Consider the following 21,730-nt stretch of genomic DNA (forward strand, 5'->3'; position numbering starts at 1 on the left):
CCCCGGTGCACGTCGGGCTCCGGCGTCACTCCCCGATGTAGCTCATGACGTGCTTGATGCGCGTGTAGTCGTCGAAGCCGTACTGCGAGAGATCCTTGCCGTAGCCGGAGTGCTTGAAGCCGCCGTGCGGCATCTCCGCGACGATCGGGATGTGGGTGTTGATCCACACGCAGCCGAAGTCGAGCCCCTTGGCGAACCGCATGGCACGGCCGTGATCCTTCGTCCAGACGGAGGAGGCGAGCCCGTACTGCACGCCGTTCGCCCAGCGCAGGGCCTCCGCCTCGTCGGCGAAGCGCTGCACGGTCTGCACGGGGCCGAAGATCTCGTTCTGCACCGCCTCGTCGTCCTGCCGCAGGCCCGACACGATGGTCGCCTCCCAGAAGTAGCCGCGGTCACCCTGGCGGCGTCCGCCCGTCTCGACCGTCGCGTGGTCCGGGAGCCGGTCCACGAAGCCGCTGACCTGCGCCAGCTGGTTCGCGTTGTTGAGCGGGCCGTAGAGCACGCCGTCCTCCCGGGGCCCGCCGGTCACGGCGTTGGCGCGGGCGTACTCGGTCAGCGCAGCGACGAACTCGTCGTGGATGCCCGTCTGCACGAGGAGCCGCGTCGCGGCGGTGCAGTCCTGGCCGGCGTTGAAGTAGCCCGCCGCGACGATCCCCTCGACCGCCTTCGGGATGTCGGCGTCGTCGAACACGATCACCGGCGCCTTGCCGCCGAGCTCCAGGTGCACACGCTTGAGATCGAACGAGGCTGCCCGCGCGACCTCCATTCCGGCGCGCACCGACCCCGTGATCGAGATCAGCTGCGGGATGGGGTCGGCCGTCATCGCCGCCCCCGTGGTGCGGTCCCCCAGAACGACGTTGAGCACTCCGGCCGGGAGGAACTCGGCGGCGACCTCGGCCAGCAGCAGGGTCGACAGGGGCGTCGTGTCCGACGGTTTCAGCACCGTCGTGTTGCCGGCCGCCAGTGCGGGGGCGAACTTCCACACCGCCATGTTGAGCGGGTAGTTCCACGGCGTCACCTGCCCGACGACGCCGATCGGCTCACGCCGGATGAACGACGTGTGATCGCGCAGGTACTCGCCGGCCGAGCGGCCCTCCAGGTTGCGCGCTGCACCGGCGAAGAAGCGGATCTGGTCGATCGAGAGCAGGATCTCGTCGTCGACCAGGGTCGAGCGCGGCTTGCCGGTGTCCTGCGACTCCGCGTCGGCGAACTCCTCGGCGCGCTCCTCCATCGCGTCCGCGATCCGGAAGAGCGCCAGCTGGCGTTCCGCGGGAGTCGTGTCCCCCCACGTCTCGAACGCGGTCTGCGCCGCACGGTAGGCGTCGGCGACGTCGTCGGCGGTGGAGATCGGCGCGTTCGCGTAGACCTCCTCCGTCGCCGGGTCGATCAGAGTGAGGGTCGCGTCCCCGCGCGCCTCGACGTGGGTGCCGTTCACGAAGTTCCTGAGCTCGGTCATGGCCGGGAGTCTACTGATTTCGTCACCGAATGCACCAGGAACGTGCGGAATCGCTTGCCAGAGAGCAGTTCCACTGACAGAATCGCTCCATGAGTACCCCTCGGGCAACGAACGGCGCGAAGGCTCCGCAGATCGATGACGTCTCCAAGGCGATCATCGAGCAGCTCCAGGTGGACGGCCGCAAGTCGTACGCCGAGATCGGCAAGGCCGTCGGTCTGAGCGAAGCTGCGGTCCGCCAGCGCGTGCAGAAGCTGACCGAGTCGGGCGTGATGCAGATCGTGGCCGTGACCGACCCGATGCAACTCGGGTTCTATCGCCAGGCGATGATCGGGATCCGCGTCACCGGGGACACCCGCGTGGTCGCCGACAAGCTGGCTGCGATGCCGGCCGTCGACTACGTCGTCCTCACGGCCGGGACCTACGACATCCTGGCCGAGGTGGTGTGCGAGAACGACCTCGACCTCATCACGATGCTCAACTCCGAGATCCGATCCCTCGACGGCGTGCTGTCGACCGAGACGTTCGTCTATCTCAAACTCCACAAACAGTTCTACAACTGGGGAACACGATAACCATGACAACCGTAGAAACGTTCGGCGAGCCGATCACCTCCGACGAGGCGACGCTCCAGGCCAAGGCCAAGGACCACCTCTGGATGCACTTCGCGCGCCAGTCGGTGATGGAGGACGGCGCAGGCGTGCCGATCATCACCCGCGGCGAAGGCCATCACATCTGGGACTCGCACGGCAAGCGCTACATCGACGGGCTCTCCGGGCTGTTCGTGGTCAACGCCGGCCACGGTCGCAGGCGTCTCGCCGAGGCCGCCGCTAAGCAGGCCGAGCAGCTCGCGTTCTTCCCGATCTGGTCGTACGCCCACCCGAACGCCATCGAGCTCGCGGACCGGCTCGCGCACTACGCGCCCGGCGACCTTAACCGCGTCTTCTTCTCCACCGGCGGCGGCGAGGCCGTCGAGACCGCCTTCAAGCTGGCCAAGTACTACTGGAAACTGCAGGGGCGCCCGACCAAGCACAAGGTGCTCTCGCGCTCCGTCGCTTACCACGGCACCCCGCAGGGTGCGCTCGCGATCACCGGCATCCCGGCTATGAAGGAGATGTTCGAGCCGCTCACCCCCGGCGGGTTCCGCGTCCCGAACACGAACTTCTATCGCGCGGGCGAGATGGGCGCCCCGACCGACAACATCGAGGACTTCGGGGTGTGGGCGGCCAATCGCATCGAGGAGATGATCCAGTTCGAGGGCCCTGAGACCGTCGCAGCGATCTTCCTCGAGCCGGTGCAGAACTCCGGCGGCTGCTTCCCGCCGCCTCCCGGGTACTTCCAGCGCGTGCGCGAGATCTGCGACAAGTACGACGTGCTGCTGGTCAGCGACGAGGTCATCTGCGCCTTCGGCCGCATCGGCCACATGTTCGCCTGCGACCAGTACGGCTACGTGCCCGACATGATCACCTGTGCCAAGGCGATGACCTCCGGGTACTCCCCGATCGGCGCGACGATCATCAGCGACAAGATCTACGAGCCGTTCAAGCACGGCAACACGTCGTTCTACCATGGCTACACGTTCGGCGGGCACCCGGTCTCGGCCGCGGTCGCGATGGAGAACCTCGACATCTTCGAGGAGGAGGGCCTGAACGACCGCGTGCGCGAGAACTCGCCGCTCTTCCGCGCCGAGCTCGAGAAGCTGCTCGATCTCCCGATCGTCGGCGACGTGCGCGGCGACGGCTACTTCTTCGGCATCGAGCTGGTGAAGGACAAGGCCACGAAGGAGACCTTCGACGACGACGAGTCCGAGCGGCTCCTGCGCGGGTTCCTCTCCAAGGCGCTGTACGACGCGGGCCTGTACTGCCGCGCCGACGACCGCGGAGACCCCGTCGTCCAGCTCGCACCGCCGCTGACCATCGGTCCCGACGAGTTCGTCGAGATCCGCCAGATCCTCGAGTCCGTGCTGACCGAGGCGAGCAACCACCTGTAAGACCGCAGTACCCGACTGCACGAGGCGGGTCCGGCCTCCGCGCGAGCGGCGACCGGGCCCGCCTTCCGTATCCGCACCTCCCCCGACACCCGGAGATCCCATGGACTATCGCAGCACCGGCTTCTGGTTCGACTCCATCGCCGACACCGAGGGCGGCTTCGCGCCCCGGCCCGGTCTCACCGCGGACGTGGAGGCGGACGTCGCCATCGTCGGCGCCGGGCTGACCGGGCTCTGGACCGCGTACTACCTCCTGCGCTCCGACCCGGCCCTGCGGGTGGTCCTGCTCGAGAAGGAGGTCGCCGGGTTCGGCGCATCCGGCCGCAACGGCGGATGGTGCTCGGCGCTCTTCCCGTGGTCGGCGACGAAACTGGAGGCGCGTTACGGCTTCGACGCCGCCGTCGCGCAGCGCCGCGCGATGATCGACACCGTGCACGAGGTCGGTCGCGTGACCGACGTCGAGGGCATCGACTGCGACTACCGCCGCGGCGGCACGGTGACCTTCGCCCGCTCCCGTCCGCAACTGGACGCCGCGCGCGCGGAGTTCGCCGAATCGGAGCGCTTCGGCGTCGACCGGGTGGCGCTGTGGGGCACGGCGACCGTGCGCGAGCGATTCGGTGTCCCCGACGCGGTCGCCGCCACGTACACGCCCGACTGCGCGCGCGTCCACCCCGGCAAGCTCGTCCGGGGGCTGGCGCGTGTCGTGGAGGAGGCGGGGGCGACCATCGCCGAGGGAACCGAAGTGCTCTCGTGGCGCGACGGCGTCGTCCAGACCCGCTCGGGCGGCGCGGAGCGTACGGTCCGCGCGGGAGTCGTCGTCAACGCGACGGAGGGCTACGGCTCCCAGGTGCCGCAGGTCGGCCGCCGCATCCTTCCGCTCTACTCGCTCATGATCGCCACCGAGCCGCTCTCCGAGGAGACGTGGGACCGCATCGGGATCGCGCACGGGCAGACGTTCACCGACTTCCGTAACCTCATCGTCTACGGACAGCGCACCGCGGACGATCGGTTCGCGTTCGGCGGGCGCGGCGCACGCTACCACCTGGGCAGCGCCGTCCATCCGGCGTACGACCGCTCGCAGACGGTGCGCGACCACCTGGTGCGCACCCTCTTCGACCTCTTTCCCGATGCCGCGGGCGCGCGCATCACCCACCACTGGGGCGGTCCGCTCGGCGTCCCGCGCGACTGGCACGCCGGCGTCGGCCTCGACGCCGCGCGCAAGGAGGCCTGGGCGGGTGGCTATGTCGGCGACGGACTGAGCACCACCAATCTCGCGGGCCGCACACTCGCCGACCTCATCGCCGGGCGGGCCACCGCTCTGACGGCCCTTCCCTGGGTGGGCCACCGCTCACGACCCTGGGAGCCCGAGCCGCTCCGGTTCGCGGGCGCCAACGCCGGCCTCCTGGCGATGGAGGGCGCCGACCTGGAGGAGTCCCTCACCGGCCGCGCCTCCCTCATCGCCCGCGCCCTCGGCCCCCTCATCGGTCACTGACACCCCGCGATTCGTCACGAACGTCGCGAGAGCGGCGGGCGGCTTCCCCGCATTCGTGCCGAGTCTTCGCCCCCCGAAACACGAAGAACCGCCGAGGACGCAGAGGATCTGCGTGCTCGGCGGTTCCGTTCCGCGCGGGAGAGGTCAGGCCTGCTGGAGGACCGCCTGCAGCTCGAGCGTGATGGTGACGTCCTCTCCGAGGAGCACGCCACCGGTCTCGAGCGCCGCGTTGTAGGTGAGGCCGAAGTCCTCGCGGTTGATCTTCGTCTTCGCGGTCGCGCCGGCCTTGTAGTTGCCGTACGGGTCCTGGCCGAAGCCGCCGAAGTCGAACTCGAACGTGACCGGCTTGGTCACGCCCTTGATCGTCAGGTCGCCGTCGACGAGGAAGTCGCCGTCCTCGTGGCGCACACCGGTCGACACGAAGTCGATGGTCGGGTACTCCTCGGCGAGGAAGAAGTCGCCGGTGCGCAGGTGCGCGTCGCGGTCGGGGTTCTTGGTGTTGACGGACGCGACCTCGGCCTTCGCCGTGACGGTCGACTCGAGCGGGTTCTCGGCGGTCACGAAGGTCGCGTCGAAGTTCTCGAACGTGCCCTTGACCTTGCTGATCATGAGGTGACGGATGCTGAAGCCGACCTCGCTGTGCACGGGGTCGATGGTCCAGGTGCCCGCCTTGTAGCCGGGGATGTCGATGGTCATGCGGTGATCTCCTTGAGAATCGGTGGTCTCGCTTGCGGAGCGGGCGGACGATGCTTCGCCCCGCTCGAGTACATGCAAGCGTATGTATCGTCGGTCTATTCCGATTCTGCCAAAAAAGTTGACGCGTCACTCTTCCTTCGTCATCGAATGACGCAGGACGATCAGCGCGCGTGCGTCCGCGTCGATCTGCTCGACCGGGATCCGACCGTCCCCGACCGCGGCGACGACCGCATCGATCAGAGCAGCGGGATCGGTGTCGGCGCCCTGCACCATGAGCACCATCGTGTTGCCCGCGGCGATCGCCGCGACCGCGTTCGCCCCGGCGTCCTGGTACTGCGGGAGTCCCGTGTCCTGCAGCATCCGCAGGTCGTCGGTGATCGTGATGCCGTGGAACCCCACCTCGTCTCGCAGGATGCGGTGCCAGGTCGGCGAGAGGGACGCGGGAGCGGCGTCGACCTGGCTGTAGACGAGATGTCCGAACATCACGACCTCGGCCCCCGCATCCACCCCCGCGCGGAACGGCGGCAGATCTCGCGCCTCCCACTGCGCCCGCGAGACCGTGGTCGTCGGAACGGTGAGATGCGAGTCGGCATCGGTCTCCCCGTGGCCCGGGAAGTGCTTGAGGGTGCTCAGCACGCTGCCGCGCTCCCCCGCCACCGCCGCCGCGACGCGGTCGGCCGCGCCGGCCGGGTCGGTCCCGAGCACGCGGTCGGAGATGAACGAGGACGGATCGGCCGTCATGTCCGCGACCACACCGAAGTTGAGGCTCACGCCCGCCTGCTTCAGCAGGGCCGCTCGGGCGGAGAACGCAGCACGTGTCGCGTCCGGGCTCCCGCCACGCAGCTCCTCCCCGCCGGGCTGGCCGTCCCACGGGAGCCGCGTGACGTCGCCGCCCTCCTCATCGATGCCGATGAGCGGCGGCATCGTCGGGTCGGATGCCCGCATCGCGGCCGTCTGGCCGGCCAGCGCCTCCGGCGACGCCGGGATGTTGTCGCCCATCAGGATCAGCCCGCCCAGCCCGTACCGATCGGAGAAGCCACGCAGCGCCGCACCGTCCGTCCCTCCAGCGTGGAGCATGAAGAGGCTGGCGACCTTCTGGCGGAGCGTCATGTTCGCCAGCCGCTGGTCCGCGAACGCCTCCGCGGGATCGCGGGTCGGGGCCGGCGACGGCGTCGCCGAGTCACGGACCGGAGCATGCGGAGCGGAGGCGGCAGGGCGAGCGGGACCAGGTGCGGTGCAGCCCACGAGGCCGGCCGCCGTCACCGCGAGCGCGGCCGCGACGCCTGCCGTCGCCCACCGCCTCGTCCTCCGCATCAGACGATGCTAGCCCTCACCCCTTGACGGCGCCTCCGAGCCCGGCGCTGCGCAGGAAGAGTCCCTGGAACACCAGGAACAGCACGATCGGGATGAGGGTCGAGATCGCGAGCGCCGCGAGGTACACGTCCAGCTGGATCGCCGCCTGCAGCGTGGGCAGGCGCACCGAGAGGGGCTGGAGGGCCGGATCGCGCAGCACGAGCAGGGGCCAGAGGTAGTCCTTCCACGCCGCGATGATCGCGAACACCGAGACCACGCCGAGGATCGGCTTGGACATCGGCAGCACGATCGACCAGAACAGGCGGAACGGTCCCGCCCCGTCGGTCCGCGCCGCCTCGAACACCTCGCGCGGCAGGTTGTCGAAGAACCGCTTCACGAGGACCACGTTGAACGCGCTCGCCCCCGCCGGGAGCCAGACCGCCCAGAAGGTGTTGATGAGCGACTGACCGAGCAGCGGCGGGTTCAGGATGGTCAGGTACAGCGGGACCAGCAGCACGACCGACGGCACGAACAGCGTCGTGAGGATGAGGCCGTAGAGCACTTTCCCGTACCTCGGCCGCAGCACGCTCAGCGCGTACCCGGCGGTGGTCGCGACGAGGATCTGCGCGGCCCACGACCCCGCGGCGACCCAGATCGTGTTCACGAACTGCACGTCGATGTGCACGGTGGACCACGCGGTCGACAGGTTGGCCCAGTCGACGCCGTTCGGGAACAGCGCCATCGGGGTCTTGAGCGTGTCCGCCGTGGGCGTGATGGCCGACTTGGCGAGCCAGAGCAACGGCCCGAGCCCGACCACGATCAGGAGCACGAGGAGCACGGCATTGATCACCCGCGAGCTCCACCGCACCCCCGGGCGACGGCGGTCCGAGAGCGAGAGGATGCCCCGGTCGCCGGTGTCCGCGGCCCGGCGGCGACGACGACGCCGGGGCGGCTCCGGGCTCGCGCCTTCCTCGACGACGGCGGTCACGACCGTCGTGACCTCGGGCGGAAGCTGGGTGGACGTGCTCAATTCTGGCTCCAGGACTTGGTGAGGCGGAAGTACACGAGGGACAGCACGGCCAGGAACGCGGCGAGCATGAGACTGAGCGCCGTCGCGGCGCCGTAGTCGCCGCCGAGGGAGTTCTGGAACGCGTAGCGGTAGATCAGCAGCAGGATCGTCACGGTCGAGTTGACCGGGCCGCCGCTGGTGAACAGGAACGGCTCCAGGAAGACCTGGGCCGTGCCGATGATCTGCAGGATCAGGGTGATCAGCAGCACGCCCCGGAGCTGCGGCAGCGTCACGTGCCAGATCTTGCGCCAGATGCTCGCACCGTCGACCTCGGCGGCGTCGTACAGCTCGGGAGCGACACCGGTGATGGCGGCGAGATAGATGATGATCGTGCCGCCGGCGGCCGCCCAGGTCGCCTCGACGACCAGCGACGGCATCGCCTGCGTCGCATCCTGGATCCACGGCTGCGGCGGGATGCCCGCCCAGCCCAGGATGGTGTTGAAGACACCCGTGGGACGCGCGTCGTAGAAGAACTTCCAGAGCAGCACGGCGACGACCGGCGGAACGACCACCGGCAGGTACGCGAGGGCGCTGTAGAGTCCCTTCGCGCGCTTCACCTCGCTCATCAGCACGGCGGCGATCAGCGGGATGGGATACCCCAGGATCAGCGCGAGCAGCGCGAACCAGGCGGTGTTCCCCACGGCCGTCCAGAACAGCGGGTCATTGACCACCTGGACGAAGTTGTCCCAGCCCACCCAGACGGGCGGACTCACCAGATTGGTGTGCTGGAAGCTCATCACCACGCTGCGCACGATGGGCCACCAGGAGAAGACGCCGAAGATCAGGAGCATCGGCAGCAGGAACAGCAGGTTGCTGAGTCCGCCGCCGCGCAGCCAGGTCAGGGGCGTGCGTCGGGCCCGGCGCGCGGCCGGGCGGGTGCGGTCGATCGCGGTCATGCGCGGATCACCCTCTCGGATCGAGCCGGCCGGCCGGCGACGCACGTGGCGCCACCGGCCGGCCGGGTGGTCACTTGTCGGCGTCGACGAGCTTCTGGATGTCGGAGTCGACCTTCGTCAGCAGCTGATCGATGTCGGCGTTCTGGTCCGTCAACACGGCCTGCACGACGGTGTCGAGCGCTCCGTACAGCTCCTGGGTGTGCTTGTTCGGCTCAGGCACCAGGTTCGCGTCGAAAATCTTGTCCGTGAACGGCGCCACGTTCTGCTGCGGCACGTTGATCTCGTCCGTGATCCACTCCATGTTCTGGTCGTACGTCGCCTTGTCGAACACCGGCAAGGTGGGGACGCCCACCGGCTGGCCCGACTTCACCAGTACCTTCGCGTCAGCCACGGCCTGGTCCTGGTTCAGCAGCTTCTGCATGTAGTAGAAGTCGATCCACTTGACCGCGGCGTCCTTCTGCTCCTGGGTCGACTTCGGGCTGACGGCCGCGACGTTGCCGCCGGCGAGCACGCCGGCGTCCGTGTTGCTGTCGTCGATCGGCAGCATGGTCAGCCCGTAGTTCTTCGGGTCGACCGCGTTCTGCTGCACGAGGGAGGTGAGCACATCAGAGCCGGACGGGTACATCGCGATCTGGCCGGCGCCGAAGGCCTGGTTGATGCCTGACCAGTCCAGCAGGAAGTTGCTCCCGACCGAGTTGTCCTTCCACCGCAGGTCCTTCAGCCACTGCAGGGCTTCCTTGGTGACGGGGTTGTTGGTCGTGACCTTCGTCTTCCCGCCCTCGGTGGTCTCCATGCGGCCGCCCCGCGCGTAGACGGTGGTGGTGAGCTCCCAGCCGCCGGTGTTGCCCTGGGTCATCTGCATGTAGCCCGCGACGCCGGGGACCTTCTCGGAGATGGTCTTGGCGTCGGCGCGGACCTCGTCCCAGGTCGTCGGCGGCTTGTCGGGGTCGAGCCCGGCCTTGGTGAAGATCTCGCGGTTGTACGAGAGCCCCATCGCGTACGGGCCGTACGGGATCCCGTAGATCTTGTCGCCGTCCTTGGCGACCGCGAGCACGTTCTCGTTGAACTTCGACGCGTAGGGCAGCTTGTTCACCTCGGCCGTGATGTCGGCCAGCTGACCCGCCTGGATGAGCGACTGGGAGTCGGTGAACGGCACGTTGAAGACGTCGGGGAGGGTGCCGCCCGCGAGCTGCGTCGCGAACGTCGGGCCCGTCCACTGGTACTCCTCCGACTTCACGACGATGTCGGGGTTGGCCTTCTCGAATTCCTTGACCCGGTCGTCGAACGCCTTGAAGGCGGCCTTGTCGCTGCCCGGGATGAGGCTGGCGACGGTGATGTGGACTTTGCCGTCGTTGGCGTCGCCTCCGGATGACGAGCAGCCGGCGAGGATGCCGACTCCGGCGAGGGCGACCGCGGTGACGGCCGCGATCGTGCGTGGTGACTTCATTGTCGGTGTTTCCTTCCAGTGATGTGGTGAGGGTCTCTCAGTGGTGCGGGTCGTGCGGGTGTGGCGGTCGGCGGCAGTCAGGGCTGCGGGCGCAGCCAGACCGTCGCGTCGGGAGGCAGCAGGCCGTCGACCAGCGGGCTGCTGCTGAGCAGGATGGCGGTGCTGTCCGGCAGGGGGACGGCATCCGGAGAGAGGTTCGTGACGGAGGCGAAGCGGTCGCCGCGCGCGAACGCCAGCACCCCGTCAGGGGCGTCCAGCCAGGCGAAGGGGCCGTCGCCGAGACCGGCCTCCTCATGCCGGATGCGCAGCGCCTGGCGATAGAGCCAGAGCATCGACGCCGGGTCGCTCTGCTGCGCCTCGACGGTGAGCGCCGCCCAGGCCGACGGCTGGGGCAGCCACGGCTCGGAGGTCGCTCCGGCCGGGCTGAATCCGAACGGGGCGGTCGCGCCGCGCCAGGGCAGAGGCACCCGGCAGCCGTCGCGCCCCGGGTCCACACCGCCCGAGCGGAAGTGCATCGGGTCCTCGAGGCGGTCGGCGGGCAGGTCCTCGACCTCCGGCAGCCCGAGCTCGTCGCCCTGGTACAGATACAGTGATCCCGGCAGGGCCACCGTGAGCAGCGCGGCGGCGCGGGCGCGGCGTCGCCCCAGCTCCAGATCGGTCGGCGTGCCCGACCGCTTCTTCGCGAAGGCGAACGAGGAGTCCTCCCGCCCGTAGCGCGTGACGGGCCGGGTGACGTCGTGGTTCGAGAGCACCCAGGTGCTCGGCGCGCCGACCGGAGCGTGCGCCGCGAGCGTCTCGTCGATGGAGGTGCGCAGTTCGCGGGCATCCCACGGCCGCGCGAGGAAGTCGAAATTGAACGCCGTGTGCAGCTCGTCGGGGCGGAGGTACAGGGCGAACCGGTCGATGTCGGGCAGCCAGATCTCCCCCACCAGCACCCGGGTGCCCGGGTAGGAGTCGGCGATCGCCCGCCACGAGCGGTAGATGTCGTGGAGTTCGTCGCGGTCCTGGGTGGGGTGCTCGCCCGCGACCGGCGCCTCCGGGACCTCAGGCAAGGCCGGGTCCTTCACGAGGAGCGCGGCGGAGTCGATGCGCACCCCGGCCACACCACGGTCGAACCAGAACCGCAGGATGTCCTCGTGCTCGCGGCGCACGTCGGGGTGGTTCCAGTTGAGATCGGGCTGCTCCGGGCTGAACAGGTGGAGGTACCACTCGCCGGGCGTGCCGTCGGCCTCGCTCGTGCGCGTCCAGGTGTCCCCGGAGAAGTTGGACTCCCAGTTCGTGGGCATCGCGTCCCCGTGCTCGCCGCGTCCGGGGCGGAACCAGAACCGCTCCCGCTCGGGCGAGCCGGGGCCGGCCGCCAGCGCCGCCCGGAACCAGGGGTGCCGGTCGGAGACGTGATTGGGGACGATGTCGACGATGGTCCGGATGCCGAGGGCGAGCGCCTCCGCGATGAGGGCCTCCGCTTCGGCCAGGTCGCCGAAAGCGGGATGGATGCGGCGGTAGTCGGCGACGTCGTAGCCGCCGTCCGCGAGCGGGGAGTCGTACCAGGGCGTGAACCAGATCGCGTCGACGCCGAGCGCCTTCAGGTGGTCCAGGTGCTGCCGCACACCCGCGAGATCGCCCACCCCGTCACCGTCGCCGTCCGCGAAGCTCCGCGGGTAGATCTGGTAGATGACCGCGCTGCGCCACCAGGCGGAGTCGTCGTCCCTCGGAGTCGCGCCGGTCGGGTGCGCGGCGGCGCCGGGGGCCGCCGCCTCGGCGGTGTCATGCCCGGCGGTGTCGCCGGTCAGCAGGGAGAGATCCACGGTGAGCCCATCGCATCGGGCGGCCCTTCGGAGCGGGCCGCGGCTGTCGCGACGCGCTCTCGGCGCCGTCGCTGCTACCGAAATGTAGCGAAGGCGACAAGATGATGCAAGAACTCAACAATACGCAATTCACTTGCGTACATTTGCGCCGAATTGCGCTCCGCCGCCGCCTCAGGCGGGCCCGGTGGACCCCCGCACCACTAGCTCCGGCTCGAAGAACAGCTCGTCCCGGATGGCGGAGTCGCTCGAGATCTGGCGCAGCAGCAGCTCGATCACGGTGCGCCCCATGGGCTCGATGGGCTGACGGATGGTCGTCAACGGCGGCTCGGTGCAGTTCATCAGCGCGGAGTCGTCGTAACCCACGATCGAGACGTCCCGCGGGACGGACAGCCCCGCCCTGCGCGCCGCACGGATGGCGCCCAGCGCCATCGGGTCGCTCGCGCAGACGATGGCGCTGACACCGGCGGCGAGCAGGCGGGCCGCCGCCGCCTGCCCCGCCTCCAACGAATACAGCGAATGGACGACGAGCCCCTCATCCAGGGGCGTGCCCCATTCGGCGCTGATCCGGCGCGCCGCCTCCAGCTTCCGCATCGAGGGGACGTGGTCGCGCGGCCCCAGGAGCAGTCCGATCCGTTCGTGCCCGAGGGAGCGGAGGTGGCCGAGCGCCTGCCCCGTCGCGACGGAGTCGTCGCACGAGACGGTAGCGAAGTGCAGCTCGTCGACCGGCGCGTTCACCAGCACCGTGGGGAGGTTGAGGTCGCGCAACCGGTCGTAGTGCTCGTGCGACGCGTCGACCTGGGCGTAGGCGCCGCCGACGAAGACGACGCCCGACACCTGCTGCTGCAGGAGCAGCTCGACGTAGTCGGCCTCCGAGATCCCGCCGGCCGTCTGGGTGCACAGCACAGGGGTGTATCCGTTCTGCGCGAGGGCGCCGCCGATGATCTCGGCGAAGGCCGGGAAGATCGGATTCTGCAGTTCGGGGAGGACGAGGCCGACCAGGCGCGCGCGCTCCCCGCGCAGCTTGGTGGGGCGCTCGTAGCCGAGGACGTCGAGGGCGGTCAGGACGGCCTCCCTGGTCGCCGCGGACACTCCCGGCTTATCGTTCAGCACTCGGCTGACGGTCGCTTCGCTGACCCCGACCTTGCGCGCGACCTCGGCGAGACGTTTCGACATACCGGACAGTGTACGCAAGTGCTTGCAGAATCACGCAAGTCTCTTGCATTGCGCGCGCCCGGGTCTAGCATGGCGGGCATGGCGACCCGCGTGACCTCCCTGCTGCTCGCCTCGCATCCCGGGCCGACGCTCGTGGTCACCGCCGTCGCGGCCGGTCTCGGAATCGGTCTGGGATACTCCCCCGGACGCCTCGCCCTGCTCGCGCTGGCCATCCTGCTCGGCCAGCTCTCCATCGGGTGGTCGAACGACTGGCTGGACGCCGCCCGCGACCGCGCCGTCGACCGGGCGGACAAGCCGGCCGCTCGCGGTGACATCTCCCCCACCGCCGTCCGCGCGGCCGCCTTCTCCGCCCTCGGGCTCGCTCTGGTCGCGACCGCTCCGCTGGGCCCCGGCGCACTGGCTGCACACGCGGTCGCCATCGCCGGCGGCTGGGCCTACAACCTCGGCCTGAAGTCGACCGTCCTGTCGTTCGTGCCGTTCGCCGTCAGCTTCGGCCTCCTGCCGGCGATCGCGACACTCGGGCAGGAACGCCCGCTGGTCCCGGCGGGCTGGGTGCTCCTCGCAGGGGCGCTGCTCGGCGTGGCCGCCCACATCACGAACGTGCTGCCCGACCTGGCGGACGATGAGCGCACCGGCATCCGCGGCCTCCCGCACCGTCTGGGTGCCACGGTCAGCGGTCTCCTCGCGTTCGGCTGCCTTGCCGTGGCGACCGCGCTCGTCGCGCTGGGACCGGGCTGGCCGATGCGTCCCGCGCTCACCGTCGGTCTGGTGCTCGGACTCGCCGCGGCCGCGCTCGGCGTCGTGCTCCTGCTGCGCAGCAGTCCCACCCGACTGCTCATGCAGCTCATCATGACGTGCGCACTGATCGATGTGCTGATGCTGGCGATCGCGGGTCAGTCTGTCGTCGCGGCCTGAACCGGTTCCGCCACCGGCGCCTTGTTGCGGATGCCGATCGCCGAGACGATGCCGCCCGCGAGCAGGAGTGCGGCGGTCGTGATCATCGCCCGGTGGAGGCCGTCGACATCCAGCTGCTGCCCGATCACGAGGCCCGCCATCGCGACCGTGATCAACCCGGCGATACGGGACACGGCGTTGTTGACCGCCGACGCGATCCCCGCCTCCGCCGGATGGATCGCGCCGAGGATGGCGCTGGTGAGCGGCGCGACCGTCATCGAGAGTCCGATGCCGAAGAGCAGCACCGCCGGCAGCAGGCTGATCCAGTAGTCGACGTGCGCGTCCGCCAGGAGCAGCCACAGGAAGCCGACCGACGCCACCATCGGCCCGACCGCCATGAACAGCCGCGGGCCGTACCGCCCCGCCAGGCCGCCGAAGAATCCCGACAACAGCAGCATGCAGAGCGTCGAGGGGATGAAGACGAACCCGGCCGCGATCGCCGAGAAGCCGGCGACCTGCTGGAGGAACAGTGTGACGATCAGCGGGCCGAAGGAGAGTGCGCCGTACACGAACGCGGTGGCGATGTTGCCGACCCAGAAGTTGTGCACGCGGAACAGTGCGAGCGGCAGCATCGGCTGCTTCACCCGCGTCTCCACGATGAAGAAGGACGCGAGCGAGAGCAGACCGACGGCCAGCGGTATCCAGACCCGCGGACTCGCCCAGCCGTAGGCGCCTTGCTCGATCAGCGCGAAGACGGTGCCCGCCAGCCCGACCGATCCGAAGACCGCGCCGAGCACGTCGACCCGGCCCCCGGTGCCGTGGTCCGTCTCGCCGAGGGTGAGCATCAGCACCAGGGTGATCACGATCGGCACGACGTTGATCACGAACACCCACCGCCAGGAGAGAGTGTCCACGAAGACCCCGCCGATCACCGGCCCGGCGATCATCGCGATTCCCGTCCACGCCGTCCACCGGCCGATCGCCTTCGCCTGCGCGGCGCCGTCGAAGCGGGAGATGATGATCGCCAGCGAGCTCGGGACCAGGAGCGCGCCCGCGATCCCCTGCAGGGCGCGCGCGATCACGAGGAAGACGCCGTCGGGGGCGAAGGCGCAGAGCAGGGAGGTGATCCCGAAGCCGATGAGCCCGATGTAGAGCGCGCGCTTGCGGCCGAAGACATCGGACAGCGAGCCCGCCAGCAGGATGAACGACCCGAGGGTCACGAGATACCCGTCGACCACCCACTGCTGCAGCGGCAATCCCCCGCCGAGCTCCTTGTCGATCGCCGGGAGGGCGACGTTGATGACCGCGCCGTCGAGGAAGGCCACGAAGCTGGCGAGGATCGCGATGATCAGCACGCGCAGCTGCAGCGAAGTCATGCGTTCGGACGCCATGGACTCATTCAACGGCCACCGGGCCGCCGGTGCAAGCGCTCTCCCGCGCGGCTAGTTGTTGCCCTTGGTGCACGTGACCTGCGCGGCGGTCTGCCCGGTGATGCTGGAGGGCAGCTCGACCGCCGCTCCCGTGTCCGTCGGCGCGGGCGTGGCCGGGGCATCCGCCGGGGGCGACCCCGCATCCGTCGCGGCGCCCGGATCGGTCGCCGCTCCCGTGTCCGTCGGGGCGGGCGTCGATGTCGCGCTCGGGTCCTCCGCCGCCCGGCCCGTCGTCCCGGTGAGCTTCACCGGGACGTCGTTGACGAGCGCCTCGTTGAGGGCCTTCGCCGCCGAGGACTGCGGGATGACCCGGTTGACGTTGTCCGGGTCCGTCACCGTCGGGTACTGCACGAACACCATGTTCTCGAGACCCGTGTCCTTGACGGCGAGGGCGATCTGCACGAGCGTCGTGGGGTTGCTCAGCGACTCCGAGGGCGTGACGTTCTGCACGGTGGCCTTGGCGAGCCCGTAGAGCTGCACCGGGTTGGAGAGCACGCCGCCGCTGACGACCTTCCGCGCCAGAGCCGAGAGGAACACCTGCTGGTTCGAGATGCGGCCGAGGTCGCTGCCGTCGCCGACGCCGTGCCTGCTGCGGAGGAACGAGAGCGCCTCGTCGCCGACGAGCTCGTTGTCCCCGGCCGGGAGGTCCAGCGGCGGGTTCGTGTACTTGTCCTCCACCGGCGTCGCGAGGCACACGGAGACGCCGCCGACAGCGGTCGACATCGCGCTCACGCCCGCGAAGTTGATGATCGCGCCGAACGGGATGGTCAACCCCGTCAGCTTCTCGACCGTCAGGACGACGCACGGAAGGCCGCCGCGGGAGAGCGCGGTGTTGAACTGTGCGTACGAGCTCCCGTCGATGGTCCCGTCGCCGTTCTGGGCCGGGCAGTCCGGGATGGCGATCATCAGGTCGCGCGGGAAGCTGACCACCATCATGCTCTTGTGGTCCTGTGCGATGTGCAGCAGCATCGTGACGTCGTTGTTGCCCTCGCCGCTGCTCGCGTCCTGCTCGTCCGCCGACTCGTAGATCCCGCCGAGGCCGGAACGGCTGTCGGTGCCGGCGATGAGGAGGTTGATCCCACCCTCCATCGCGGCGACATCCGGGATGGCCTGCTGGGTGTGGCCGGGGAGCGAGACGAGCTTCACCCCGGTCTTCACCGAACGGGCGACGTCCCACACCGCATACGCCGCGACACCGCCGACGCTCACGAGCACGACCGCCATCGCCGCGGCGAGCAACCCGAACACGTACCCGACGGCACCGCGGCGGCGGAGTCGGCCGTGGCGCACGGGCTGCGGGCCACGGGCGCGCTGGTGGCGGCGCGGCAGGTCCGTCATGGCGTGCCTTTCCGGGATCGGGAGCGGTGGGATGCCGGAAAGCCTACCGACGTTTCCTTTCCGAGTGCTGCGAGACGCGCCTGCCGGGCCACGCGGGCCACCCCCGGTCCTGGGGTCATCGCCGCGCGCCAGAATGGGGGCATGCAGAACCCGAAGCCGCGATACGCCGCCCAGCTGGAGCAGCTCACCCTGCTCGGGATGCGCTCCACCGGTTCCGCCGCGCACAGCGAGCTCGTCGACACGATCGCCGACGAGCTGGCCGCGCTCGGGCTCGAGGTGCACCGCGACGGGCACGTCCTCGACCGGTGGGAGGCCCCCGAGTCCGCGGTCTCGCTGGAGGTGGGCGGCGAGCCGATCCCACTCGCGTCCGCGTGGCCGTACTCCGGAGCCACCCCCGCCGACGGCGTCACGGGACGCCTCGTCCGGCTGGGCGGTCGCCGGCCGCGCTGGGCCGACGCGGCGGGAGCCATCGCCGTCGTCGAGGTGCCCCACCTCCGCGTCCCCTCGCGTTTCCTCGTCGACAGCTGGGACGGGTCGACGGCGCTGGGACCGACCGTGAGCAACCCGGTCCTGAGTGCCGAACTCGGCGGTCTCGACCTCGCCGCCGCACGAGCCGCGGGGGTGCTCGGCGTCGTCGCCGTCTGGCGCGGCCTCCCCGACGCGATCGCCGCCGGCCAGTACGTTCCGTTCACCCAGCCCTACCACGACCTACCGGCGGTGTGGGCGCCCGAGAGCGTCTCCGGTCGGCTCCGCGCCGGTGCGAGCCGCGGGGCGACCGCACGCCTCCGCCTCGTCGCCGCGCTCACGCCCGCTGCCCCCACCGACACCGTCTGGGCTGTCTCCCCTGGCGCCGTGCCCGGCGAGTCCGTCCTCGTGATCACCCACACGGACGGCTCCAACGAGGTCGAGGAGAACGGCCACATCGGCCTCCTCGCGCTCGCCAGAGACGCAGCGGGGACCGCGCACGACCGCACGATCGTCTTCGCCGCGGTCACGGGTCACCTGCGGATCCCGGCCATGACCGACCACGGCCAGGCCACCACCGCCTGGCTGCGCGACCACCCCGAGCTCTGGGACGGCCGCATCGGACATCTGCGCGCCGTCGCCGGACTCGCGATCGAGCACCTGGGGGCACGTGCATTCGCCGTCGACCCCGCCACCGGCGATTACGGCCCGACAGGTGCGGCAGAGCCCGAGCTGCTGTACGCCACGACGCGCGAGCTCGCCAGCCTCGTCCGGCTGGTCTGGCCGGAGCGCGACGGGGCTTCCGCCACGGTCGCCAAACCGGCGCCACTCATCCACTTCGGCGAGGGAGAGCCGCTCTTCGAGCACCGCATCCCGGCCATCGCCCTCGTCACCGCGCCCGAGTACCTCCTCGCAGAGCTGGATGCGCCCACAGTGGACCTGGAGACCCTCGCGCTGCAGATCGACGGGTTCCGCGAACTGCAACGCAGGCTCGCTTCGACATCGCTCCCCGCCGACGCCCTCGGCACCGTCCGTCCGCCGTCCCGGCTTCGCCGGGCCGTCGCCGCCGTGTGTGCGCTGACGGCCGTGCGCTCGCAGTTGCGGCGGGACTGAGAACCGCGAGGCGAGCTGTGCCGGACCCGCCCGGCCCATCCGTCGGGGACAGTCGCATCCGTGAACGAAAGAAGCCCGACTCCGCGAATTCTCGCGGAAGCCGGGCTTCCCGTGGTGGATCTGAGGGGACTCGAACCCCTGACCCCCTGCATGCCATGCAGGTGCGCTACCAGCTGCGCCACAGACCCGTTGTTGACTTCTCGTTGCCGTCCCGGTCTCCCGCGACAACTCATCCAGCGTACTACACCGACGCGCCCAGGAAAAAATCCGGGCCTCCCCGGGCGCGTCGTCGTCGCAGGCTCAGTCGAACAGCTCGCTGAGCCAGTTCTCGCGCTTCTTCTTGTACGGGCGCTGCTGCTCGTAGCCCTGCTGCGGGTACGACGGCTGCCGGTACTGCGGTTCGCGAAACTGCGCCTCCTGGTATGCCGGCGCTGGCGGCGCCGCCGGCGCTGGGGACGCGCTCGCACCTGCCCGCTCGATGATCTTGTCGAGCTCTCCGCGATCGAGCCAGACGCCGCGGCACTCGGGGCAGTAGTCGATCTCGATGCCGCTGCGCTCGCTCATGACCAGGGTCGCACTGTCGGTAGGACACTTCATGTCCACAGTAGAACCTGCGCGCATGAGAGAACTCTCAGGCGAAGCCGGGAAAACGCCGTGACGGCGCGGGCGGCCTACTGCGCGGTGTCGTGGACCGGCAGTTCGATCGGGAGGACGGGGCAGTCCTTCCAGAGGCGCTCGAGCGAGTAGTACATCCGGTCCTCCTCGTGGAAGACGTGCACCACGAGGTCGCCGAAGTCGAGCAGCACCCAGCGGCCTTCGGCGCGGCCTTCGCGGCGCAGGGTCTTCACCCCGGCCTCGTTGAGGCGGTCCTCGACCTCGCCGGCGATGGCCAGCACGTTGCGCTCGACGCGCCCGGTCGCCAGCAGGAAGGCGTCGGTCAGCGGCAGCGGACCGGAGACGTCGAGGGCGACGAGGTCCTCCCCGCCCTTCGCGTCGGCGGCGGCCGCCGCGATCTGCAGGATCTCTCGGGCGTGCGGGGATGCGGTCACTGTCGTGCCTCCGGTGCGGTGACGATGGCGGGTGTCGAGATGGCGGAGCGGAGGATCAGAACACCTTCAGCCAGTACGCCGCGACGAGCAGTCCGATGACGCCCACGGCGAGGACGCCCGCCGTGATGATGAGCACGGTCGGCAGGGCGTTGCCGCGCTTCTTCGGCGGAGTGATGACCCCGCGCGTGGACGTGTGGGTGCTGATCGCACGGGAGGCGCGCACAGGCGCCACCTCCGAGGTGTTGAACTCGTTCTCCTCGCCGTCGAGCAGGTTGTCGATGTCGGACGAGTCGAGGTGCTCCGGGTTGAGTCCGGTCGCCCCGACGCCGCGCGGCAGGTCGATCGATCCGGTCACGAGGATCTCCCCCGTGCTGGTCAGCGGCGCCGTGGCGTCGGGACGTGGGATGGCCGGGAGGATGAGGGCGTTCGTCGTCGTCGCGGCCGTCGACTGGCCGACGTTGCGCGAGATGATCGGCTCGCTCTCGTCTTCGACGTCGGCTGCCGTCGACCAGTGCCCGGTCGGCGGGGTGAAGGGGCGTCGCTCCTGTGCGGTCTCGGCGGGATCCGCAGCCGGCGCGGGCGCTTGCGCTCCGGTCGTCGCACCCGCAGCCGGCGCGGGCGCTTGCGCTCCAGCCGTCGCGCCCGACGCCGGCGCCAGACCGAGCGAGGCGAAGGGGGACGCCGCCGCGGACGTGCGGACGGGCGGAACGGCGGTGGCCGACGAACCGTCGGCCTCCGGCGCCTCCGCCTGCGCACCGCTCGACGGCGTCAGCGGTGCGAACGGCCAGGCCGTCTTGGCGCCGTCTGCCGGGGTCCCCTCCGCCGCCGGCGGCTTCGCGTCGGCCGGAGCGGCCGGAGGCGTGAACGTGACGGGGACGATCGGCTCGGCGGGCTGCGGCGTGTGGTTCGCCTGCTGGTTCGCCTCCTGCGCCTGCATCATGGCCCGCAGTTCACGGCGCGTGAGCGTGCGCTCGGGGGCGACGCCGGCCGGAGCGGACGGATCCGCCGGGATGGGCCCGGCGGCGGACCCGGGCACGGCGACCGACCCGGGCGTGGCTGTGGCGGATCCGGGCGTGGCGGATGCGGATGCGCCGGCAGGCGCGGGCGGGCCGTCCACCACGGCGAGGGGCTGGGTGACCGCCTGCGGCTTCGCTGGGTCGGCCGCCTGGCGGAAGAGCCCGGAGGCGTCGTCGCCGGCATCGACGGGGCTCTCCTGCGACGCCGGGGCTCCCGCGAAGAGGAGCGCGTCGAAGTCGTCGCCGCCCGCCGTGTGCGGACGCGTCGGCGGCAGCACACCCGGCTCGGCGAACGCCGTCGCCGGGATGGTCGGGCGGTCGGACGCGGTGTCTGCGGGCCGGCCGGCAGCGGATGCCGCCGTCGCGGTCAGGTCGGGGATCTCCCCGCCCGGCGTCGGCTCGGTCGTTCCTGCGCGGCGGGCGTCCCGACGCCCTGCGGCGCGCTCGCTCTCGCGGGCCTGTCGCCGAGTCTGGGGCGGCTGGCCTCCCGCTGGCTGGTCAGGCCACGAAGTCATGCAACACTCCGATACAAGTGGTGTTTCGAGATGTACTGGACGACACCGTCCGGCACGAGGTACCAGACCGGGAATCCCCTGCTCACCCGGCTCCGGCAATCGGTGGACGAGATCGCCAGTGCCGGAACTTCCAACAAGCTTACGTCGCTCGACGGCAATCCAGAAATACTCAAGTCATGTCCCGGGCGACTCACAGCGACGAAGTGGGCCAGCTTCCAGAGCTCCTCGACGTCGCGCCAACTGAGGATCTGGGCGACCGCGTCGGCGCCCGTGATGAAGAACAGCTCGGCGTCCGGCCGCTGCTCGTGCAGATCGCGGAGGGTGTCGATCGTGTAGGTCGGGCCGGCGCGGTCCACATCCACGCGGCTCACGGTGAACCGCGGATTGGAGGCCGTCGCGATCACCGTCATCAGGTAGCGGTGCTCCGCCTCCGTGACTGCGCCCTTCTGCCAGGGCTGCCCGGTGGGGACGAACACGACCTCGTCGAGGTCGAACGACTGCGCCACCTCGCTGGCGGCGACCAGGTGGCCGTGGTGGATCGGGTCGAACGTCCCGCCCATCACGCCGATGCGCGGCCGGCTGTTCTCCGAGAGCTCCAT

The 21,730-nt window shown here is 70.2% G+C and carries 19 protein-coding genes and 1 tRNA gene; 5 read left to right on the forward strand and 15 right to left on the reverse strand.

The genetic code is table 11. From position 1 onward, the window contains the following. Positions 1–25: 25 nt before the first annotated feature. Positions 26–1,456, reverse strand: coding sequence for a gamma-aminobutyraldehyde dehydrogenase (locus LLS1_RS04150; protein WP_223360820.1), 1,431 nt, complete (start codon positions 1,454–1,456; stop codon positions 26–28). A gap of 89 nt (positions 1,457–1,545) precedes the next feature. On the opposite strand from LLS1_RS04150, the gene LLS1_RS04155 reads away from it, so the two are divergent. The 3 genes from LLS1_RS04155 to LLS1_RS04165 all read left to right on the forward strand — a co-directional run bounded on the left by LLS1_RS04155 (position 1,546) and on the right by LLS1_RS04165 (position 4,932). Further along, positions 1,546–2,028, forward strand: a complete 483-nt coding sequence (locus LLS1_RS04155; RefSeq protein ID WP_223360819.1) for an Lrp/AsnC family transcriptional regulator — start codon at positions 1,546–1,548, stop codon at positions 2,026–2,028. Between the two features lie 2 nt (positions 2,029–2,030). Then, positions 2,031–3,443: an aspartate aminotransferase family protein gene (locus LLS1_RS04160; protein WP_226653734.1), complete on the forward strand. Its 1,413-nt coding sequence runs from the start codon at positions 2,031–2,033 to the stop codon at positions 3,441–3,443. A 100-nt stretch (positions 3,444–3,543) separates the two neighbouring features. Then, the gene (locus tag LLS1_RS04165; RefSeq protein ID WP_226653735.1) at positions 3,544–4,932 is read left to right on the forward strand and encodes an FAD-binding oxidoreductase; all 1,389 of its coding nucleotides are present in this window, start codon (positions 3,544–3,546) and stop codon (positions 4,930–4,932) included. Between the two features lie 144 nt (positions 4,933–5,076). Here the strand turns inward: LLS1_RS04165 and LLS1_RS04170 are convergent, their stop codons facing one another. From LLS1_RS04170 to LLS1_RS04200, 7 genes are all read right to left on the reverse strand, one after another. Next, positions 5,077–5,628: a YceI family protein gene (locus LLS1_RS04170; RefSeq protein ID WP_223360816.1), complete on the reverse strand. Its 552-nt coding sequence runs from the start codon at positions 5,626–5,628 to the stop codon at positions 5,077–5,079. A 126-nt stretch (positions 5,629–5,754) separates the two neighbouring features. Further along, positions 5,755–6,942, reverse strand: a complete 1,188-nt coding sequence (locus tag LLS1_RS04175; protein WP_226653736.1) for a glycoside hydrolase family 3 N-terminal domain-containing protein — start codon at positions 6,940–6,942, stop codon at positions 5,755–5,757. Positions 6,943–6,958: 16 nt separating this feature from the next. Further along, positions 6,959–7,951 carry a carbohydrate ABC transporter permease gene (locus LLS1_RS04180; protein WP_374758235.1) on the reverse strand — a complete coding sequence of 331 codons (993 nt, stop codon included), beginning with the start codon at positions 7,949–7,951 and terminating at the stop codon, positions 6,959–6,961. Beyond that, positions 7,948–8,886: a carbohydrate ABC transporter permease gene (locus LLS1_RS04185; RefSeq protein WP_226653737.1), complete on the reverse strand. Its 939-nt coding sequence runs from the start codon at positions 8,884–8,886 to the stop codon at positions 7,948–7,950. Before LLS1_RS04185 ends, LLS1_RS04180 begins: the two co-directional genes overlap by 4 nt. A gap of 70 nt (positions 8,887–8,956) precedes the next feature. Then, complete coding sequence (locus LLS1_RS04190) at positions 8,957–10,333, reverse strand: ABC transporter substrate-binding protein (RefSeq protein ID WP_226653738.1); 1,377 nt, start codon at positions 10,331–10,333, stop codon at positions 8,957–8,959. Positions 10,334–10,410: 77 nt separating this feature from the next. Further along, a complete protein-coding gene (locus LLS1_RS04195) occupies positions 10,411–12,006 on the reverse strand; it encodes a glycoside hydrolase family 13 protein (RefSeq protein WP_226654034.1) in 1,596 nt (531 codons plus the stop codon). A gap of 303 nt (positions 12,007–12,309) precedes the next feature. Next, positions 12,310–13,311 (reverse strand): LacI family DNA-binding transcriptional regulator, encoded by a 1,002-nt coding sequence (locus LLS1_RS04200; RefSeq protein WP_374758236.1) that lies wholly within the window; start codon positions 13,309–13,311, stop codon positions 12,310–12,312. A gap of 78 nt (positions 13,312–13,389) precedes the next feature. Between LLS1_RS04200 and LLS1_RS04205 the strand changes: the two genes are divergently transcribed. Beyond that, positions 13,390–14,226 (forward strand): UbiA family prenyltransferase, encoded by an 837-nt coding sequence (locus tag LLS1_RS04205; RefSeq protein WP_226653740.1) that lies wholly within the window; start codon positions 13,390–13,392, stop codon positions 14,224–14,226. On the opposite strand, the gene LLS1_RS04210 is transcribed toward LLS1_RS04205, so the two are convergent. Both LLS1_RS04210 and LLS1_RS04215 read right to left on the reverse strand, forming a co-directional pair. Continuing rightward, on the reverse strand, positions 14,205–15,596 hold the full coding sequence (locus tag LLS1_RS04210; RefSeq protein WP_226653741.1) for an MFS transporter: 1,392 nt from the start codon (positions 15,594–15,596) through the stop codon (positions 14,205–14,207). The two genes, LLS1_RS04205 and LLS1_RS04210, sit on opposite strands and share 22 nt — an antisense overlap. Positions 15,597–15,647: 51 nt before the next feature. Further along, positions 15,648–16,973 carry an LCP family protein gene (locus LLS1_RS04215; RefSeq protein WP_226653742.1) on the reverse strand — a complete coding sequence of 442 codons (1,326 nt, stop codon included), beginning with the start codon at positions 16,971–16,973 and terminating at the stop codon, positions 15,648–15,650. 141 nt (positions 16,974–17,114) lie between these two features. Between LLS1_RS04215 and LLS1_RS04220 the strand changes: the two genes are divergently transcribed. Then, positions 17,115–18,551 carry a hypothetical protein gene (locus LLS1_RS04220; RefSeq protein ID WP_226653743.1) on the forward strand — a complete coding sequence of 479 codons (1,437 nt, stop codon included), beginning with the start codon at positions 17,115–17,117 and terminating at the stop codon, positions 18,549–18,551. 112 nt (positions 18,552–18,663) lie between these two features. Here the strand turns inward: LLS1_RS04220 and LLS1_RS04225 are convergent. The 5 genes from LLS1_RS04225 to nadD all read right to left on the reverse strand — a co-directional run bounded on the left by LLS1_RS04225 (position 18,664) and on the right by nadD (position 21,730). After that, positions 18,664–18,739, reverse strand: a tRNA-Ala gene (locus LLS1_RS04225). 112 nt (positions 18,740–18,851) lie between these two features. Further along, positions 18,852–19,148 carry a zf-TFIIB domain-containing protein gene (locus tag LLS1_RS04230; RefSeq protein WP_226653744.1) on the reverse strand — a complete coding sequence of 99 codons (297 nt, stop codon included), beginning with the start codon at positions 19,146–19,148 and terminating at the stop codon, positions 18,852–18,854. A 74-nt stretch (positions 19,149–19,222) separates the two neighbouring features. Continuing rightward, positions 19,223–19,600: a ribosome silencing factor gene (gene rsfS, locus LLS1_RS04235; protein ID WP_223360805.1), complete on the reverse strand. Its 378-nt coding sequence runs from the start codon at positions 19,598–19,600 to the stop codon at positions 19,223–19,225. 55 nt (positions 19,601–19,655) lie between these two features. Continuing rightward, positions 19,656–21,131, reverse strand: coding sequence for a hypothetical protein (locus tag LLS1_RS04240; RefSeq protein ID WP_226653745.1), 1,476 nt, complete (start codon positions 21,129–21,131; stop codon positions 19,656–19,658). Then, positions 21,128–21,730 carry a nicotinate-nucleotide adenylyltransferase gene (gene nadD / locus LLS1_RS04245; protein WP_223360803.1) on the reverse strand — a complete coding sequence of 201 codons (603 nt, stop codon included), beginning with the start codon at positions 21,728–21,730 and terminating at the stop codon, positions 21,128–21,130. The genes LLS1_RS04240 and nadD overlap by 4 nt, the downstream gene beginning before the upstream one ends.

It is taken from the genome of Leifsonia sp. LS1 (genome assembly GCF_020521355.1).
Taxonomy (GTDB): Bacteria; Actinomycetota; Actinomycetes; order Actinomycetales; family Microbacteriaceae; genus Leifsonia.

Excerpts from the sequence above, each read along its gene's own strand:
- LLS1_RS04150 (WP_223360820.1), bottom strand. The coding sequence starts at position 1,456 with ATGACCGAGCTCAGGAACTTCGTGAACGGCACCCACGTCGAGGCGCGC.
- LLS1_RS04155 (WP_223360819.1), top strand. The coding sequence starts at position 1,546 with ATGAGTACCCCTCGGGCAACGAACGGCGCGAAGGCTCCGCAGATCGAT.
- LLS1_RS04160 (WP_226653734.1), top strand. The coding sequence starts at position 2,031 with ATGACAACCGTAGAAACGTTCGGCGAGCCGATCACCTCCGACGAGGCG.
- LLS1_RS04165 (WP_226653735.1), top strand. The coding sequence starts at position 3,544 with ATGGACTATCGCAGCACCGGCTTCTGGTTCGACTCCATCGCCGACACC.
- LLS1_RS04170 (WP_223360816.1), bottom strand. The coding sequence starts at position 5,628 with ATGACCATCGACATCCCCGGCTACAAGGCGGGCACCTGGACCATCGAC.
- LLS1_RS04175 (WP_226653736.1), bottom strand. The coding sequence starts at position 6,942 with ATGCGGAGGACGAGGCGGTGGGCGACGGCAGGCGTCGCGGCCGCGCTC.
- LLS1_RS04185 (WP_226653737.1), bottom strand. The coding sequence starts at position 8,886 with ATGACCGCGATCGACCGCACCCGCCCGGCCGCGCGCCGGGCCCGACGC.
- LLS1_RS04190 (WP_226653738.1), bottom strand. The coding sequence starts at position 10,333 with ATGAAGTCACCACGCACGATCGCGGCCGTCACCGCGGTCGCCCTCGCC.
- LLS1_RS04200 (WP_374758236.1), bottom strand. The coding sequence starts at position 13,311 with ATGTCGAAACGTCTCGCCGAGGTCGCGCGCAAGGTCGGGGTCAGCGAA.
- LLS1_RS04205 (WP_226653740.1), top strand. The coding sequence starts at position 13,390 with ATGGCGACCCGCGTGACCTCCCTGCTGCTCGCCTCGCATCCCGGGCCG.
- LLS1_RS04210 (WP_226653741.1), bottom strand. The coding sequence starts at position 15,596 with ATGGCGTCCGAACGCATGACTTCGCTGCAGCTGCGCGTGCTGATCATC.
- LLS1_RS04215 (WP_226653742.1), bottom strand. The coding sequence starts at position 16,973 with ATGACGGACCTGCCGCGCCGCCACCAGCGCGCCCGTGGCCCGCAGCCC.
- LLS1_RS04220 (WP_226653743.1), top strand. The coding sequence starts at position 17,115 with ATGCAGAACCCGAAGCCGCGATACGCCGCCCAGCTGGAGCAGCTCACC.
- LLS1_RS04230 (WP_226653744.1), bottom strand. The coding sequence starts at position 19,148 with ATGAAGTGTCCTACCGACAGTGCGACCCTGGTCATGAGCGAGCGCAGC.
- LLS1_RS04240 (WP_226653745.1), bottom strand. The coding sequence starts at position 21,131 with ATGACTTCGTGGCCTGACCAGCCAGCGGGAGGCCAGCCGCCCCAGACT.
- nadD (WP_223360803.1), bottom strand. The coding sequence starts at position 21,730 with ATGGAGCTCTCGGAGAACAGCCGGCCGCGCATCGGCGTGATGGGCGGG.